16 protein-coding genes are annotated in these 14314 nt (G+C 58.4%); 7 read left to right on the forward strand and 9 right to left on the reverse strand.

Translation table 11 applies throughout. The annotated features are described in order from the left end of the window. Position 1: 1 nt before the first annotated feature. The 4 genes from AC2FNR_RS16500 to AC2FNR_RS16515 are packed head-to-tail and all read right to left on the reverse strand — an operon-like array spanning position 2 to position 2907. Positions 2 to 607: a pyridoxamine 5'-phosphate oxidase family protein gene (locus AC2FNR_RS16500; RefSeq protein WP_170751817.1), complete on the reverse strand. Its 606-nt coding sequence runs from the start codon at positions 605 to 607 to the stop codon at positions 2 to 4. Beyond that, the gene (locus AC2FNR_RS16505) at positions 594 to 1334 is read right to left on the reverse strand and encodes a lysophospholipid acyltransferase family protein (RefSeq protein ID WP_496850140.1); all 741 of its coding nucleotides are present in this window, start codon (positions 1332 to 1334) and stop codon (positions 594 to 596) included. The genes AC2FNR_RS16500 and AC2FNR_RS16505 overlap by 14 nt, the downstream gene beginning before the upstream one ends. Then, the gene (locus AC2FNR_RS16510; RefSeq protein WP_496850142.1) at positions 1334 to 2233 is read right to left on the reverse strand and encodes a cell division protein FtsX; all 900 of its coding nucleotides are present in this window, start codon (positions 2231 to 2233) and stop codon (positions 1334 to 1336) included. Before AC2FNR_RS16510 ends, AC2FNR_RS16505 begins: the two co-directional genes overlap by 1 nt. After that, a complete protein-coding gene (locus AC2FNR_RS16515; protein ID WP_496850144.1) occupies positions 2230 to 2907 on the reverse strand; it encodes a cell division ATP-binding protein FtsE in 678 nt (225 codons plus the stop codon). The genes AC2FNR_RS16510 and AC2FNR_RS16515 overlap by 4 nt, the downstream gene beginning before the upstream one ends. A 183-nt stretch (positions 2908 to 3090) precedes the next feature. Here AC2FNR_RS16515 and AC2FNR_RS16520 point away from each other — a divergent pair, with 183 nt between their 5' ends. Then, the gene (locus AC2FNR_RS16520) at positions 3091 to 3837 is read left to right on the forward strand and encodes a zinc-ribbon domain-containing protein (protein WP_496850146.1); all 747 of its coding nucleotides are present in this window, start codon (positions 3091 to 3093) and stop codon (positions 3835 to 3837) included. An 8-nt stretch (positions 3838 to 3845) separates the two neighbouring features. On the opposite strand, the gene AC2FNR_RS16525 is transcribed toward AC2FNR_RS16520, so the two are convergent. From AC2FNR_RS16525 to argH, 5 genes are all read right to left on the reverse strand, one after another. Further along, on the reverse strand, positions 3846 to 6386 hold the full coding sequence (locus AC2FNR_RS16525) for a TIGR02302 family protein (RefSeq protein ID WP_496850148.1): 2541 nt from the start codon (positions 6384 to 6386) through the stop codon (positions 3846 to 3848). Positions 6387 to 6426: 40 nt separating this feature from the next. Next, complete coding sequence (gene lysA / locus AC2FNR_RS16530) at positions 6427 to 7692, reverse strand: diaminopimelate decarboxylase (RefSeq protein WP_170751826.1); 1266 nt, start codon at positions 7690 to 7692, stop codon at positions 6427 to 6429. 65 nt (positions 7693 to 7757) lie between these two features. Further along, the gene (locus AC2FNR_RS16535; protein WP_170751828.1) at positions 7758 to 7907 is read right to left on the reverse strand and encodes a hypothetical protein; all 150 of its coding nucleotides are present in this window, start codon (positions 7905 to 7907) and stop codon (positions 7758 to 7760) included. 47 nt (positions 7908 to 7954) lie between these two features. After that, positions 7955 to 8137: an argininosuccinate lyase gene (locus AC2FNR_RS16540; protein WP_170353542.1), complete on the reverse strand. Its 183-nt coding sequence runs from the start codon at positions 8135 to 8137 to the stop codon at positions 7955 to 7957. Beyond that, positions 8137 to 9525 carry an argininosuccinate lyase gene (argH, locus tag AC2FNR_RS16545; protein WP_496850151.1) on the reverse strand — a complete coding sequence of 463 codons (1389 nt, stop codon included), beginning with the start codon at positions 9523 to 9525 and terminating at the stop codon, positions 8137 to 8139. Before argH ends, AC2FNR_RS16540 begins: the two co-directional genes overlap by 1 nt. Positions 9526 to 9546: 21 nt before the next feature. On the opposite strand from argH, the gene AC2FNR_RS16550 reads away from it, so the two are divergent. The 6 genes from AC2FNR_RS16550 (at position 9547) to AC2FNR_RS16575 (ending at position 14155) form a co-directional block, all read left to right on the forward strand. Next, complete coding sequence (locus AC2FNR_RS16550) at positions 9547 to 10113, forward strand: TlpA disulfide reductase family protein (RefSeq protein WP_209195353.1); 567 nt, start codon at positions 9547 to 9549, stop codon at positions 10111 to 10113. Between the two features lie 132 nt (positions 10114 to 10245). Next, positions 10246 to 10632, forward strand: a complete 387-nt coding sequence (locus AC2FNR_RS16555; RefSeq protein WP_496850153.1) for a hypothetical protein — start codon at positions 10246 to 10248, stop codon at positions 10630 to 10632. Next, positions 10629 to 11600 carry a sterol desaturase family protein gene (locus AC2FNR_RS16560; RefSeq protein WP_480483079.1) on the forward strand — a complete coding sequence of 324 codons (972 nt, stop codon included), beginning with the start codon at positions 10629 to 10631 and terminating at the stop codon, positions 11598 to 11600. The genes AC2FNR_RS16555 and AC2FNR_RS16560 overlap by 4 nt, the downstream gene beginning before the upstream one ends. A gap of 90 nt (positions 11601 to 11690) precedes the next feature. Continuing rightward, complete coding sequence (locus tag AC2FNR_RS16565; protein WP_170751840.1) at positions 11691 to 11879, forward strand: hypothetical protein; 189 nt, start codon at positions 11691 to 11693, stop codon at positions 11877 to 11879. An 84-nt stretch (positions 11880 to 11963) separates the two neighbouring features. Further along, positions 11964 to 12797 carry an EAL domain-containing protein gene (locus tag AC2FNR_RS16570; RefSeq protein WP_496850155.1) on the forward strand — a complete coding sequence of 278 codons (834 nt, stop codon included), beginning with the start codon at positions 11964 to 11966 and terminating at the stop codon, positions 12795 to 12797. A gap of 182 nt (positions 12798 to 12979) precedes the next feature. After that, a complete protein-coding gene (locus AC2FNR_RS16575; RefSeq protein WP_170751844.1) occupies positions 12980 to 14155 on the forward strand; it encodes an acetyl-CoA C-acetyltransferase in 1176 nt (391 codons plus the stop codon). Positions 14156 to 14314: the final 159 nt, after the last annotated feature.

A 14314-nucleotide genomic window follows, 5' to 3' on the forward strand; every position in this document is an offset into this window, starting at 1 on the left:
CTTACCACATCGTTTGTGCGGCGCGTGCGCCCCACTCCCGGTCATAGCGCAAGCCGCCCTCGTCTCCATCTGACGCTTCGGCCAGAAGTTCACCAACTGTGGGCAGATCGGCCGTCTCGTCCCCGTTGTTCCAGGTTCGAGCGCGCATCAAGGCGCGGGCGCATTGCGAATAGATTTCGGCGATCTGAACGACAATCACGGTGGTCGGTCGTTTACCCTGTTTTTCGAACCGAGCTACCAGATTCTCGTCAGCAGTCACTTTGGCGGTTCCGTTCACGCGCACGACGTTGTTGGAACCGGGCACCACGAACATCAGTGATACGCGAGGATCGCGGACTATGTTGCGCAGGCTATCGAGGCGATTATTTCCGCGCCAGTCCGGCATGGCAATTGTGTGCGGATCCAATTCAAGAACCACCGGGCCGTCATCCCCGCGTGGACTGCCATCTACGCCTTCGGGGCCCACAGTGCTGAGAACGCATAGGCGTGAGGCCATTATCCACTTGCGATACAATGGCGTCATCCTGTGCACCACCTTGCGCAGCGAAGGTGCCGCCGGCGTACCATACAATCCCTTTAGGGTTTCGATATCCTCAACGAAATTCATCAGGATCAAACCCCACTTCTTTCATCAACGTGTTCGAGCGATCCTCTATCACATCTTCTAGGCGTTCCAAAAATGAACCCCGTTCAACACCCGGTTCGATCCGATCAAGAAAGTCGACAATCGCCAGGCCGGGTCTACGCATGATGCCCGAGCGTGGCCAGAACACACCTGCATTTGTGGCGACAGGTACACAGGGAAAACCCAGCCCCTCGTACAGGACCGCAGTGCCCACCTTATAAGGTTTCTGCACCCCAGGCGCGACGCGCGTTCCCTGGGGATAGATGACCAATTGACCGGGTTCGGAGAATTCTTTCGCGACGTCCTTAACCATCTTTGCCACCGCCGCACCTTTTTTACCGCGGTCCACCGGAATGCACCCCAAACGACGCGCGTAAACTCCGATGATCGGGGTCCACATAAGCTCTCGTTTCATGATGAACTTGGCCTGCGGCATCGCGTTGAAGATCATGATGATATCTAAGAAAGACTGGTGCTTCGCGCCTACGACAACCTCATCTACTGGCGCGGTTCCACGCACTTCGCATCGAATACCAACCATCCAACGCGCCAGCCACATAGTAGACCGCGCATAGGACTTGCACGCCTTCCGAGCCCCCTGCTTTGCAAAGATGGCGTAGGGCGCGAAGATGATACCAAGGATCAGCATCCAAACATAGATGACGATCATGAAAACCAAAGAGCGAAACCACTGAACCGCTGTTGCCATCAAGAAAGCTCCTTCAGTTTTCGGCTGGCGGCGCTCCATGTCGCCAGAAACGCGACAGTGGCCCCCAGTATCGGAATCAGGATTGGCAGTAGCCAGCCGACCCCTTTGAAACCAAGCCCAGTCAAAAAACCACCTTCATCCGAAGCCTCGGGCAACAGCAGAACACCGGTCATACCAAGAAACATTCCAACCATCGCCCCAAAGAACGCACGATACGTGAACCGTCTGACAAACGCATTGGCAATAAACCGGTCCTGCGCCCCAACAAGACGCAGAACCTCGATGATCTGGGCATTTGCGGCAAGCGACGCATTGGCCGCCAGCGTGATCATCGCCGCTGTGGCGCCCCCGATCAGCAGGATCGAGACCCACCCCAGCCTGCGTAAGGACATCGCCGCATCGACCAAAGGCTCGCGCCATCGGGTATGATCATCCAACACCGCTCCGGGCACCTCGGCCCCCAGGCGCAGACGCAAACCTGCGGCATCCATACCGGGCTCGCCTTCGATCACTTCGATCAATTGCGGGACCGGCAGCGTGTCCAGTGGCAGATCAGAACCGAACCAAGGAGATAGCAGGGCGATTTGTTCCTCGGCCGTCAAAGCACGGGCTGACGCCACGCCAGGTGTTTGCGACAGAACGGCCAGCGCAGCCTTGGTTTGGGCCGCAAGCTGATCTGCGGGCGCGTTGATGCGCAGGGTCGCCGCCCCGGCCAGCTCGGTGGCCCAACGATCCGCCAACCGTCCCGAAGCTAGTGACAAAGCCAAGGCAAAAACGGCCAGGAACGCCATAGCGCCTGACACGAACACGGTCAGTTGCGCAGTGTAGCCGGTGGGCGGGACAACACGATCAGCGCTGGTGTCCCGCGTCAACAGGTTGCGGATGGCTCCGTTACTCATAGATCCGCCCCCGCCAATTGCACTTGTCGCTGAGAAATACGCAACACCCGTGCCTGAACCTGACTTTTGGCCGCCCGTATCAGGCTAAGGTCATGCGTAGCGATCAGCACCGTCTTACCCATCTTGTTCAACTCGACCAACAGGCGCAGCAGTCGTTGAGACATTTCCCAATCAACGTTGCCGGTGGGTTCATCTGCCAAAACGACGTCGGGAGACAGGATCACCGCACGCGCCAGTGCCGCGCGTTGGCGCTCACCCCCGGACAGTTCCGGCGGAAGCGCGTCCTTGCGGTCGCCCAAACCAACCCAGTTCAGCAGCTCCGAAAGGTCCTCTTGTTGCGCAGCTTCACCGCGCCCTGACACCATCAGCGGCAGCGCTACGTTTTCGGCAAGGGACATGTGATCCAGAAATCGGCAATCCTGATGCACTACACCAATCCGGCGGCGCAGCAGCGCCATCTGATCCCGGTCCAGCCCGGCAATGTCTTGTTCAAATGCGGACAACCGACCCGACGTCGGCAACAAAGCGCCATAGCAGAGTTTGAGCAGCGTCGTTTTCCCTGCCCCCGAGGGACCGGTCAAAAAGTGGAATGATCCGGACTGCAACCGTAAGGATACATCGCTCAGCAGGTCGCCACCACCATAAGTATAGCTGACATTTTCCAGCTCGATCACGAAAGCCCCCAGTTTGCTTACCGCTCTTCTTGCCCGAGCGTCGTTGTTGTTTCAATGCCTGCACCGGGTCGAATTGGTGACACTTAGTTGGCGAAACCGAAAACACCCTTTGCTGTCAGGTCTTAACGGAATATCATCCCTGAAAAAACTATTATCAGGCCAGTTCCCCGGCCCGGAGGCAGCATGCGTCTTACATGTCCGAATTGCAGTGCCCAGTACGAGGTTCCAGATGAGGTCATTCCCGCCGAGGGTCGGGATGTGCAGTGTTCGAACTGTGAAAAGACCTGGTTTCAAAGCAAACACCCCGTAGCCGATACGGCAGAGGTTGAGTCAAAGGTTGAGCCCGAGACCGTTCCGGTTGCTCCGCCGGTCGACGAACCGGCTCTGGCCCCTGCGCCACAAAAACCCGACGTGGCGGCTGAACAACCGGCCAAATCGGAAGACACGCAGAAATCTGTCCATGTCGATCCTGACGTTGCCAGTATTCTTAAGGAAGAGGCCGCACGCGAGGCTGATCTACGCGCAAAGGAAGCCGAAAACCTTGAGACCCAGCCCGATCTGGGCCTGGATCCTCCGCAAGCGCCCGATCCCGAGGAACGTATCAAGGAACTGACCCGCACCGAGGCAGCAAAGGATGCAGCCGAAGTCGAACCGCTACCGGATGTTGAGGCTATAAACTCGAGCCTGCGCAGCGATGAACCTGCAGCGAAGAAAAATGAGGTTCAGCCTCTGCCACGCAGCTCGGGCAGCGGCTTCAAGCGCGGCTTTGTGATCGCCATCGTCATCGGTGTTGTTTTGCTGTTGCTCTATGCCAACGCGCAACAGATTTCCGAAGCCGTACCGCAAGCCGATCCGGTTCTGGGCAGCTATGTTTCGCTGGTCGACCAAGCCCGTTTGTGGCTCGAGGCACAGACGGGATCAGGAAGCTAATCCTGTAATCAGAACCGTTCGAGAAGCCGCTTGAGGTATTCCAATTCGATATCGGGGCGATCCGACTCACCCGTGCGGCGGCGGATTTCGTCCAGCAACTCGCGCGCGCGGCGATAGACATCTTCGCCCTGCAACAGGCTGTCATCAGTCGAAATCGTGCCTGAAGAACCGGGGCTGCGACCAAGGGGGTCACGATTGTTGGCTTGCATGTCGCCTTCCTGCGCGCCCTGACCCGGTTGGTTCTGTTGGTTCTGAGCCAGCGCTTCGCCAAGCGAACGCATTCCCTCGCGAAGAGCTTCCATAGCTTCGGACTGGTTGTCGATTGCATCGGCCAATTCATCATTGCGCAACGCTTGCTCGGCCTCATCCATGGCGCGTCCAGCGCGTCCCAACGCATCCCGCGCGGCGTCACCCTCGGGCGTTCCTGCACCGGGCAGGTTTTGCTGTTGCCGTCCCAGCTCGTCTCTCAGAGCCTGCTGGCGATCGGCCAGCGACCCTTGGCCCTGCTGGCCCTCACCAGCCCGATCCGAACCTTGACCCTGACCCCCTTGGCCTTCGTGGCTTTCACCGCGGCCCTGACCACCATTGCGGCCCTCGTTGCCCTGGTTTTCACCGGCCTGCGCGCCGGGGTTGAACTGTTCCTGCAAATCCCGGAATGCCTGATCGCTGAGGCCCTGCTGCTCGCGCAGAGTCTCGGCCAAACCTTCCATGGCCTGTTGGCCTTCGGATTGCTGCCCCTGACCCTGGCCTTGGGTGACTCGCATATTTTCCATCATCTGTTGGAACTCTTCCAGAGCTTGCTGCGCCTCGGCCATGCGGCCCTGTTCCATCAGCTCCTGAATGCGATCCATCATCCGTTGCAGATCGTCCTGCGTCATTTGCATGGTCTCGCCGTTCTGACCTTGCTGGTTTTCACCACCTTCGCCATTTTCCTGCGCCAGGCGCTGCAGCTGGCGCATATAGTCCTGCGTCGCCTCGCGCAGTTCTTGCATCAGCTCGGCAATTTCTTCGTCCGACGCGCCGTTCTGCATCGCTTCGGTCAGACGTTCCTGCGCGCGGCGCATACGCTCCAGCGCATCAGCCAGCGTCCCATCTTCGATCAGAACCGCCAATTCCCACAGCGATTGCGCGATCTCTTCCTGCTGTTTCGGCTTCAGATCATATTCGGTAAATGTTTCGAGCCTGCGCAAGGTCACCCGCAGGCGCAGATATGCGGTATCCGAACGAAAGAACCCCTCGGGAAGATGCGAAATGGCCCGCAACAGCTGGGCCACTCTGGGCGCGTTCTCACGCGACCACAACAGATCTCGCCGCTGCTCTATGATCGCCGCGGCCAACGGATCAAAGAACCGACGAGCTGGCAGAGCGGTCATGTAGGGTTCTGATTGCCCCTCTTGATCCGCAGCGTCACGCGCTGTCAGAGAGATTTTGACCGGAAGATGTGCCCATGGATGCTGTGAAAAATCCTCAATCAGGTCTTCGACAAAATCCGCACGATCACCGGTGATCGGCATGGGGAGCTCGACCTGAATGGATTCGCGCGACTCGGGGTCTGTTGTCAGGCCGTAACGACGATCAACCGAGGCCAGATCCAACTCAATCACGGCCGCACCGGACACGACGCCATAATCATCGCTGGCTGCGAAGGGCAGCTTCATCTGCCCCCCGGCCTCGGCCTCGGCACTGTCGGCAACGCTGATCAGCGGCGGGGAATCGGCAATGACGTTCAACGCCCAGTCCTTGCCCGCAGGGCCTTCGATCTTCAGTTCGCCCGACCGGTCCACAACAAATTCCTGTTCGGGTTCGGTTGCAGCTTCGGTGCCAAGCGCAGTGGTCGTCTCGGTCAGGCTGTGCGCGCCGACTTCACCATAAAACCGCAGGGTGATGCGGCTGCCTTGTGGAACAGACAGTGTCGCATCGGATTGGTCCGCCAAATAAAGCGTCGGCAATCCGGTATAGCGCGGAGGTTCCACCCAGCCTTCCCAAGTCGGACCCTGCCCAGCGACGGCCGCGCCGGGCGCCATCTCGGCCACCGACCCAATTCGCCAGAACGACCCGAACAAGGCAGCGACAACCAAAGCCAGCAAAGCAGAATAGCGCAACGCATAGGGGTCGCGATCTGCCAGACGCAGGTTGGGTTTGACCGGATCAGCCTGCGCCGCCCGTTGCGCCATTCGCTGCTGATGCGCATGCCACAACGCCACAGAATCCGCATCCATCGCCCCAATGGCCTGATCGTCCATCAGCGCCTGAATTGGGCGACCAGGCAGAGTCTCGTCCAAACGCGCAAGCGCCTCGGCCCGAGTCGGCAGGTGGAATCGCTGCACCCCAAACGCCAAGGCCGCCATAAGGCCAAGCACGGCCAGAGAACCGATAATCCATACGGTCTCAACCGATACGAGATCTTGCAGGCCCAGCATCAAAGCGGCCAAAACGGCCATAATACCCGAGAAAAGAGGCCAAAATGCGCGCCAAACCCGTTCGGCCAGCATACCCGCATGCGTCAGCCACAGGGACAGTCTTGGGATCGGCAAGGTCTGTTTGGCCATAAAGGCGAGCCTCCGTCAGCAGGCCCGCGCGCCAATCGCGTCAAAGCCACTCGGGTATGGTATCGCGGTTTATGATTTCGTCAAAGCTTGGCCGTTCACGAATAACTGCAAATTGATCCCCATGCACCAGAACTTCGGGGATCAAAGGGCGCGTGTTGTATTCGCTGGACATCACCGCTCCGTAAGCTCCGGCACTGCGGAAAGCGACAAGATCACCAGCGGCCAGAGGCGGCATGTTGCGCTGTTTTGCGAATGTATCGCCCGTTTCACACACAGGGCCCACGATGTCATAGGGTTGCTGTTCTACTCCCGGCGCGGGTTCGTTCACGGCGACGATGTCGTGATGCGCCTCATACATCGCGGGACGGATCAGGTCGTTCATCGCACCATCAAGGATCAGGAAATCGCGGCCCTCGCCCGATTTCACATAGATCACCTTACTGACCATCAAACCCGCATTGCCCGCGATCAGACGGCCTGGTTCGATCTCAATCTCGCACCCAAGATGGCCCAGCGTTTTCTGGATAAGCGCGCCGTACTCCACCGGCAGCGGCGGCGCGTCATTGGCGCGGGTGTAGGGGATGCCCAGCCCGCCGCCCAAATCGAGACGGCGGATATTGTGGCCTTCGGCGCGCAGCTGTTCGGTCAGTTCGGCGACCTTGGTATAGGCCAGCTCGAACGGTGCCAGCTCGGTCAGTTGCGAGCCGATATGGACGTCGATGCCAATCACCTCCAGCCCCGGCAGGGTGGCGGCATGTGCGTAAACCTCGAACGCGCGCGCGATCGGGATGCCGAATTTGTTTTCCGACTTGCCGGTGGCGATCTTGGCGTGAGTCTTGGCGTCCACATCCGGGTTCACCCGCACGGTGATCGGTGCGATCACGCCCAATTCCATAGCGATGGCGTTGATCACTTCCATCTCGGGCTCAGATTCCACGTTGAACTGGCGAATGCCGCCGGTCAGCGCAATGCGAATCTCATCCGCTGTTTTACCAACACCCGAGAACACGATCTTGTCGCCCGGCACGCCTGCGGCTTTGGCCCGCAGATATTCCCCGCCCGAGACCACATCCATCCCCGCGCCCGCCTGCGCCAGCGTCTTCAGAATCGCCTGATTGCTGGCGGCCTTCATCGCATAGCAGACAAGGTGATCCATCCCGTCCAGCGCATCGTCAAACAGCTTGAAATGCCGCAGCAGAGTTGCTGTCGAATAGACATAGAACGGGGTTCCGACCGCGGCTGCGATCTCGGAAATCGGGACATCCTCGGCGAAAAGCGCGCCGTCGCGGTAGAGAAAGTGATCCATACCTGCGCGCTTAGACCAAAAGAGGTCTGCGGATCAATGGATTCCGTGCGACTTGCAACGTTGCCTTAGTTGGATGTCGACACACCCACCCGACCATAACCGGAAATCGAAATGCCCGAACCGCTGGGTTCGGGTTCTGGTTCTGGGCGTGGTGCATAATTCGGGTCACATGCCGCAAGCACGACAAGGGTCAGGATAAGGCCGGTCAGTTTCATTCTGCTCTCATTTGAAAAACGTTGTGCGTCAAGTAAGGCCGTCGCAGTTACAGCCCCAAAAAGACACCAAGGCCGCCTTTGCGCAGCCCAACGCCTACGCCACCATAAGTACCGCTGCTTCCGACACCGATATTCGCGCTCATTGTGGGTTGGATTGGCTCGCCATCCGCTCCGCAGGCCGCAAGGCCGAAACCGGTAGCAATCAAAACCAGAACTTGCACAATCCGCATTACAGCCGCGCCTTCCATCGCTTGATCTGGGTACGAACCTGATCGGGGGCCGTACCGCCGTAGGATTGTCGCGAGTTTACCGAATTTTCGACCGTAAGGACAGAATAGACATCATCGGTAATATCGCCGTGGACCGATTGCATGTCGTCCAACGTCAGATCAGGTAGATCGCAGCCCTTGGTTTCGGCCATGGCCACAAGCGACCCGGTGACATGGTGCGCGTCGCGAAATGGCAGGCCCAGAACGCGCACCAGCCAGTCGGCCAGATCAGTTGCGGTCGAGAAGCCCGAGCCTGCTGCAGCCGCCAGACTGTCGCGATTGGCGGTCATGTCCTTAACCATCCCCTCCATCGCGGCCAGTGCCAGCATCCAGTTGTCAGCGGCGTCAAAGACCTGCTCCTTGTCTTCCTGCATGTCCTTGGAATATGCCAGCGGTAGGCCCTTCATCACCATCATCAGCGCGGTGTTCGCGCCGTAGATTCGGCCGACCTTGGCGCGGATCAGTTCGGCCGCGTCGGGGTTTTTCTTCTGCGGCATAATTGAAGAGCCGGTCGAGAACCGATCCGACAGCGTCACAAACCGGAACTGAGCCGACGACCAGATCACCAGCTCTTCTGCGAAGCGCGACAAGTGGATCGCGCAGATCGAGGCCGTCGAAAGGAATTCCAGCGCAAAATCCCGGTCGCTGACTGCATCCAACGAGTTTGCGGCGGGACGGTCAAAGCCCAATACCTCAGCCGTCATCTGGCGGTCGATCGGGAAAGATGTGCCTGCCAGCGCCGCCGCACCCAGTGGGGATTCGTTCATCCGGGCACGCGCGTCGCGGACGCGGGACAGATCGCGGCCAAACATCTCGACATAGGCCATCATGTGATGGCCCCATGTGACGGGCTGCGCCGTTTGCAAGTGCGTGAATCCGGGCATGACCCAGTCGGCCCCAGCCTCGGCCTGTGTCAACAGCGCTCGGATCAGGGCCAGAAGGCCGGTTTCCGCAGCGTCGAACTGATCACGCACCCAAAGTTTGAAATCGGTCGCGACTTGGTCATTGCGGCTGCGGCCTGTGTGCAAACGGCCCGCGGGTTCTCCGATGACTTCTTTCAGGCGCGCCTCGACATTCATGTGAATATCTTCCAGCGCGGTCGAAAACTGAAACGAACCGGACTGGATTTCTGACAAGACTGTGAGCAGCCCTTCCCGAATAGCATGCGCATCACTATCACTTATGACGCCTGTGGCCGCTAACATGGCGGCATGGGCGCGCGAGCCTGCGATGTCCTGGGCTGCCATCCGCTGATCGAACCCGATCGAGGCATTGATTGCCTCCATGATCGCGTCTGGACCGGCGGCAAAGCGGCCGCCCCACATCTGGTTCGAGGATTGATCGGTCATGTAAGAAAACCCGGAGTTGATATGCGCCTATTTCGTCTGATCCCCCTTTATATGGCCCTTGCGTTAGGTGCAAATGCCGCTTTGGCCGCAGATGCCGAAACTCTGGCGCCGCTGCGCGACGGCACTCTAAAACGCCTGATCTTGCACAAGGAACCCAAGCCCAAGGCCCCCATTGAGTTCCAGTTGGAAGATGACGGCGGCACCGCAACGTTGGCTGATTACAAGGGCAAATACGTTCTGGTGAATTTCTGGGCCACGTGGTGCGCACCCTGCCGCAAGGAAATGCCACAGATTGCTGAGCTGCAGGAAGAGTTCGGCGGCGACAAGTTCGAGGTCGTGACGCTGGCCACCGGCCGCAATTCGCCCGCCGGGATCAAGAAGTTCTTCGAGGAAAACGGCATCGACAACCTGCCCCGCCATCAAGACGCGGGCTCGGCTGTGGCGCGAGAATTTGGCGTGATTGCCTTGCCGATCACTGTGATCCTTGATCCCAACGGGGATGAAATAGCCCGCCTGATCGGCGATGCCGAATGGAACTCCGACAGTGCCAAAGCAATTGTCGGCGCATTGGTGGGCGGCGAAAGCTAATCGCAGTCGACTTTGAAAATGCGGTAACCGGTCCGTGCCTCGCGGGCCGGTCTTTTTCGGCGAGAAGCTTACGCAACGCCACCTTTGACACTGCCGCAACCGACTTGCACTCTGCCCTGCGGGAGGATGGCCATGCCGCTTGGAATATTGCTGGTTCTGGTGATCGGGGGGATCGCGGGGATCACCTTGATGATGCATCTTGCGGGCAAGTCTCGTATCACGCATCTAACCCCGGACAGCGCAAAAGCCGCTTGGTTGCGACACGTACCCGGCGACGATGTTGTTGATGTAACAATCACCAATGACTGCCATACGGCGTTGATCCGAACACCTGCGGGCAACGGCCTTGTCTGGTCGTTCGGCGCCGACACCGTGGCGCGTCACCTTCTGGATTTTGACAGGCTTGACCGCGCCGAAGGGTTTGAAATCCGGTTTCACGATTTCGCCACACCCAAAGTTCTTATCCGTCTTGACGATTTCGAGCGCCCGCACTGGCAAAACCTGATGGAGCCCGTATGACCGACCAAGTAACCTTCCCCGACGCCGTTCAGTGGGCCGTTCCATTCTTTATCGCCGCCATTCTGGCCGAGTTCCTTTGGATCGCCGTCAAAGGCAGAGGTGGCCGGTACGAGACGCGTGACGCGGTGACCTCGTTGATCATGGGTGCGGGGAATATCGCCTCGGGCCTGTTATTGGGCTTTATCGCCTATGCTTTCTTCATGTGGCTGTGGCAGGTGACGCCCTTGAACCTGGGCACCTCGATTCCGGTCATCATTCTGTGTTTTGTACTGGACGATTTAAGGTACTATTGGGTTCATCGGTTCGGTCATCGCATCCGCTGGGTCTGGGCCAGCCACGTCAATCATCACAGCTCACAGCACTACAACCTGACGACTGCGCTGCGGCAAACTTGGACTTATACTTTCACCTTCATGATGGTGGTGCGCGCGCCTCTGATCCTGTTGGGGTTCCACCCGGCTATGGTGCTGTTCGTGGGCGGACTGAACCTGATCTATCAGTTCTGGATCCACACCGAAGCGATTGGCAAAATGCCGCGCTGGTTCGAGGCGGTGATGAACACACCCAGCCACCACCGCGCCCATCATGGCCGAAATGCGCGCTATCTGGATTGCAACTATGCTGGTGTCTTCATCATCTGGGACAAGATGTTTGGTACATTTGTACCCGAGCAAGAGGATGATCGCGTCGATTTCGGGCTGGTCCATAATATTGGTACGTTTAACCCGCTTCGCGTGGCCTTCCATGAATGGGTAGGAATCTGGCGCGACGCAACACAACCCGGCCTGAGCCTTCGTCAGCGAATGGCCTATTGCTTTGCCCCGCCCGGCTACAGTCATGACGGCAGCCGTGACAACTCGGATCAGATCAAAGCCAAGCACATCGCATTGCATCCCGAAGATCGCGGAACGCCCGGATTCGAGCGTTTCCAGCCCGAAGCGCCTAATTCTGAGGCAAAACAGGCTTGAACCCGCCGACCGACCTGGGGTCGTTCCTTGAAAACCGGTCACCTTCGCCCATATCACTTTGATATGTAGCCGTCCGACAGGAGACCCGAAATGACCCGTTTAGTGACCATATCCACAGTGTTGGGTTTGACGGGTCTTGTGATCGCCATGATGACCGCTTTGAGCGGCGCAGCGTCTCCGATCGTGGCACTCGGTTTTGCCATGATGGCCCTCGGCTTTGCCGGAGCGGTGATCGGGGCCGCCATTTCGGTCGGACGGATGTCGCCGATCGCGCGCTAACGTAATCGAGCGGCATTAACCGCAAATTCACAAGTTTGTCCTGAAATCCACCCATGACCGATGACGGTAAAAGGTGGACCACGCATGACGGACAAGAAACTCGCGGATTTGCCAGAAGGGTCCGACAGCCCGTTAAATGCGGCCGTGATCTCTCGAGATGCGTCAACCGTTCAAATGGCAACCGACGCTGTGAAGCACAAACAATGTAAACTGGCTTTTCAACCCGTGATCCAGGCGAACCCTCCGCATGGTGTCGCGTTTTACGAGGGGTTCATTCGGGTTCTGGATGAAACCGGCCGGGTGATACCGGCGCGAGACTTTATGCCTCAACTGGAAAACACGCCAATTGGCCGCGAGTTGGACTGTATCGCGCTGGAAATGGGGCTGCGCGCTTTGGCCCGGAATCCGGAGATACGCATGTCCGTCAACATGTCGGCACGATCAATTGGATACAGCAGATGGTCGCGCGTCCTCGAAAGATTCCTGAAGAAAGACACCAGTATCGGAGAGCGGCTGATCCTGGAAATCTCGGAAAACTCTGCCATGACAGTTCCAGAACTGGTCATGGACTTCATGGACCGTATGCAGCCGCGCGGCGTCGCCTTTGCACTGGACGACTTTGGCGCCAGCAATTTCAGCTTTCGGCATTTCCGCGAGTTTTTGTTTGATGCAGCCAAGATTGACGGCCAGTTCATACGTGGGATCAGCGTGAATCCGGACAATCAAGCCCTGGTTCGCGCGCTTATTGCCGTCGCGCGCGAGTTCGAAATTCTGGTTATAGCCGAATCGGTCGAAACCAAAGAAGATGCAGAATTTCTGGTCGCTAACGGCGTCGATTGCCTTCAAGGTTTCTTGTTCGGCGCCCCCACGGTGTCCGCCCCTTGGAAGACAAAAAACGAAATAAAAACAGCGGGGTGAACTCCATTACCTAGCGGCACCCTACCTGAGACAAGCTGACCGTTGCTGCAGCAGCAGCATTGCGTTATTCCAATATCAGTTGGAGCGGGGGATCATGAGGCGCTCTGAACCGATAGGGACCTTTCCCTGTTGCCTGCGCCGTCACGTTTCCCACAGAACCTTGACGGTAAAGGATTGTCTTAATGACCAACGTAGTAATCGCATCCGCAGCACGCACTGGTGTCGGCAGTTTTGGCGGCTCGTTCGCAAACACACCCGCGCATGACTTGGGTACCGCCGTTCTCGAAGCCGTTGTCGAACGTGCAGGGATCGAAAAGGGCGAGGTCAGCGAGACCATTATGGGTCAGGTTCTGACAGCAGCACAGGGTCAGAACCCTGCGCGTCAGGCGCACATCAACGCGGGTCTGCCCAAAGAAAGCGCCGCATGGGTCATCAACCAGGTTTGTGGTTCGGGCCTACGGGCGGTTGCCCTGGGCGCACAGCACATCCAACTGGGAGATGCCGATATTGTCGCCGCCGGCGGTCAGGAAAACATGACCCTGTCGCCCCACGCCGCAGCACTGCGTGCCGGTCACAAGATGGGCGACATGAAATATATCGACACCATGATCCGCGACGGTCTGTGGGACGCATTTAACGGCTATCACATGGGTCAGACCGCTGAAAACGTAGCCGAGCAATGGCAAATCAGCCGCGACATGCAGGACGAATTTGCCGTCGCCAGCCAGAACAAGGCCGAAGCTGCGCAAAAGGCTGGTAAGTTCGCGGATGAGATCACGCCCTTCACCATCAAGACCCGCAAGGGCGACATCGTGATGGACAGCGACGAATATATCCGCCACGGCGCAACCATGGAGGCCATGGGCAAGCTGCGCCCTGCCTTCACCAAAGAGGGTTCGGTTACGGCGGCGAACGCATCCGGTTTGAATGACGGTGCGGCGGCGACACTTCTGATGTCGGCCGAGAATGCGGAAAAGCGCGGGATTGAGCCTCTGGCCCGCATCGCGTCCTTCGCCACTGTTGGTCTGGACCCGTCGATCATGGGCGTCGGCCCGATCTATGCCTCGCGCAAAGCGCTGGAGAAAGCGGGTTGGTCAGTTGACGATCTGGATCTGGTTGAGGCAAACGAAGCCTTCGCCGCACAGGCTTGTGCTGTGAACAAGGACATGGGTTGGGATCCGTCGATCGTGAACGTGAATGGTGGCGCCATCGCCATCGGCCACCCAATCGGTGCCTCGGGCTGCCGGGTTCTGAACACGCTGCTGTTCGAAATGAAGCGCCGTGATGCGAAAAAGGGGTTGGCGACCCTTTGCATCGGCGGCGGCATGGGCGTCGCCCTGTGCGTGGAGCGCGACTAAGCTTTTAAGCACTGAACATCGAAAGGGCGCCCCGCAGGCGCCCTTTTTTGTTACAGTGGGGCTGACTCAAAGATGCGACGATATTGCCCTATGGGTTTCGACGATTCTCAACGAAACAATATTGCGCAAGATTACCTATCAAAGTAACAGCATTACCAA

It is taken from the genome of Ruegeria sp. SATB045, assembly GCF_059613525.1.

What these genes read in the sequence shown, in the direction of transcription:
- AC2FNR_RS16525 (WP_496850148.1), bottom strand. Translation starts at nt 6,386, where the DNA reads ATGGCCAAACAGACCTTGCCGATCCCAAGACTGTCCCTGTGGCTGACG.
- AC2FNR_RS16570 (WP_496850155.1), top strand. Translation starts at nt 11,964, where the DNA reads ATGACGGACAAGAAACTCGCGGATTTGCCAGAAGGGTCCGACAGCCCG.
- lysA (WP_170751826.1), bottom strand. Translation starts at nt 7,692, where the DNA reads ATGGATCACTTTCTCTACCGCGACGGCGCGCTTTTCGCCGAGGATGTC.
- AC2FNR_RS16510 (WP_496850142.1), bottom strand. Translation starts at nt 2,233, where the DNA reads ATGAGTAACGGAGCCATCCGCAACCTGTTGACGCGGGACACCAGCGCT.
- AC2FNR_RS16505 (WP_496850140.1), bottom strand. Translation starts at nt 1,334, where the DNA reads ATGGCAACAGCGGTTCAGTGGTTTCGCTCTTTGGTTTTCATGATCGTC.
- argH (WP_496850151.1), bottom strand. Translation starts at nt 9,525, where the DNA reads ATGACCGATCAATCCTCGAACCAGATGTGGGGCGGCCGCTTTGCCGCC.
- AC2FNR_RS16520 (WP_496850146.1), top strand. Translation starts at nt 3,091, where the DNA reads ATGCGTCTTACATGTCCGAATTGCAGTGCCCAGTACGAGGTTCCAGAT.
- AC2FNR_RS16575 (WP_170751844.1), top strand. Translation starts at nt 12,980, where the DNA reads ATGACCAACGTAGTAATCGCATCCGCAGCACGCACTGGTGTCGGCAGT.
- AC2FNR_RS16555 (WP_496850153.1), top strand. Translation starts at nt 10,246, where the DNA reads ATGCCGCTTGGAATATTGCTGGTTCTGGTGATCGGGGGGATCGCGGGG.
- AC2FNR_RS16540 (WP_170353542.1), bottom strand. Translation starts at nt 8,137, where the DNA reads ATGCGGATTGTGCAAGTTCTGGTTTTGATTGCTACCGGTTTCGGCCTT.
- AC2FNR_RS16565 (WP_170751840.1), top strand. Translation starts at nt 11,691, where the DNA reads ATGACCCGTTTAGTGACCATATCCACAGTGTTGGGTTTGACGGGTCTT.
- AC2FNR_RS16535 (WP_170751828.1), bottom strand. Translation starts at nt 7,907, where the DNA reads ATGAAACTGACCGGCCTTATCCTGACCCTTGTCGTGCTTGCGGCATGT.
- AC2FNR_RS16500 (WP_170751817.1), bottom strand. Translation starts at nt 607, where the DNA reads ATGAATTTCGTTGAGGATATCGAAACCCTAAAGGGATTGTATGGTACG.
- AC2FNR_RS16550 (WP_209195353.1), top strand. Translation starts at nt 9,547, where the DNA reads ATGCGCCTATTTCGTCTGATCCCCCTTTATATGGCCCTTGCGTTAGGT.
- AC2FNR_RS16560 (WP_480483079.1), top strand. Translation starts at nt 10,629, where the DNA reads ATGACCGACCAAGTAACCTTCCCCGACGCCGTTCAGTGGGCCGTTCCA.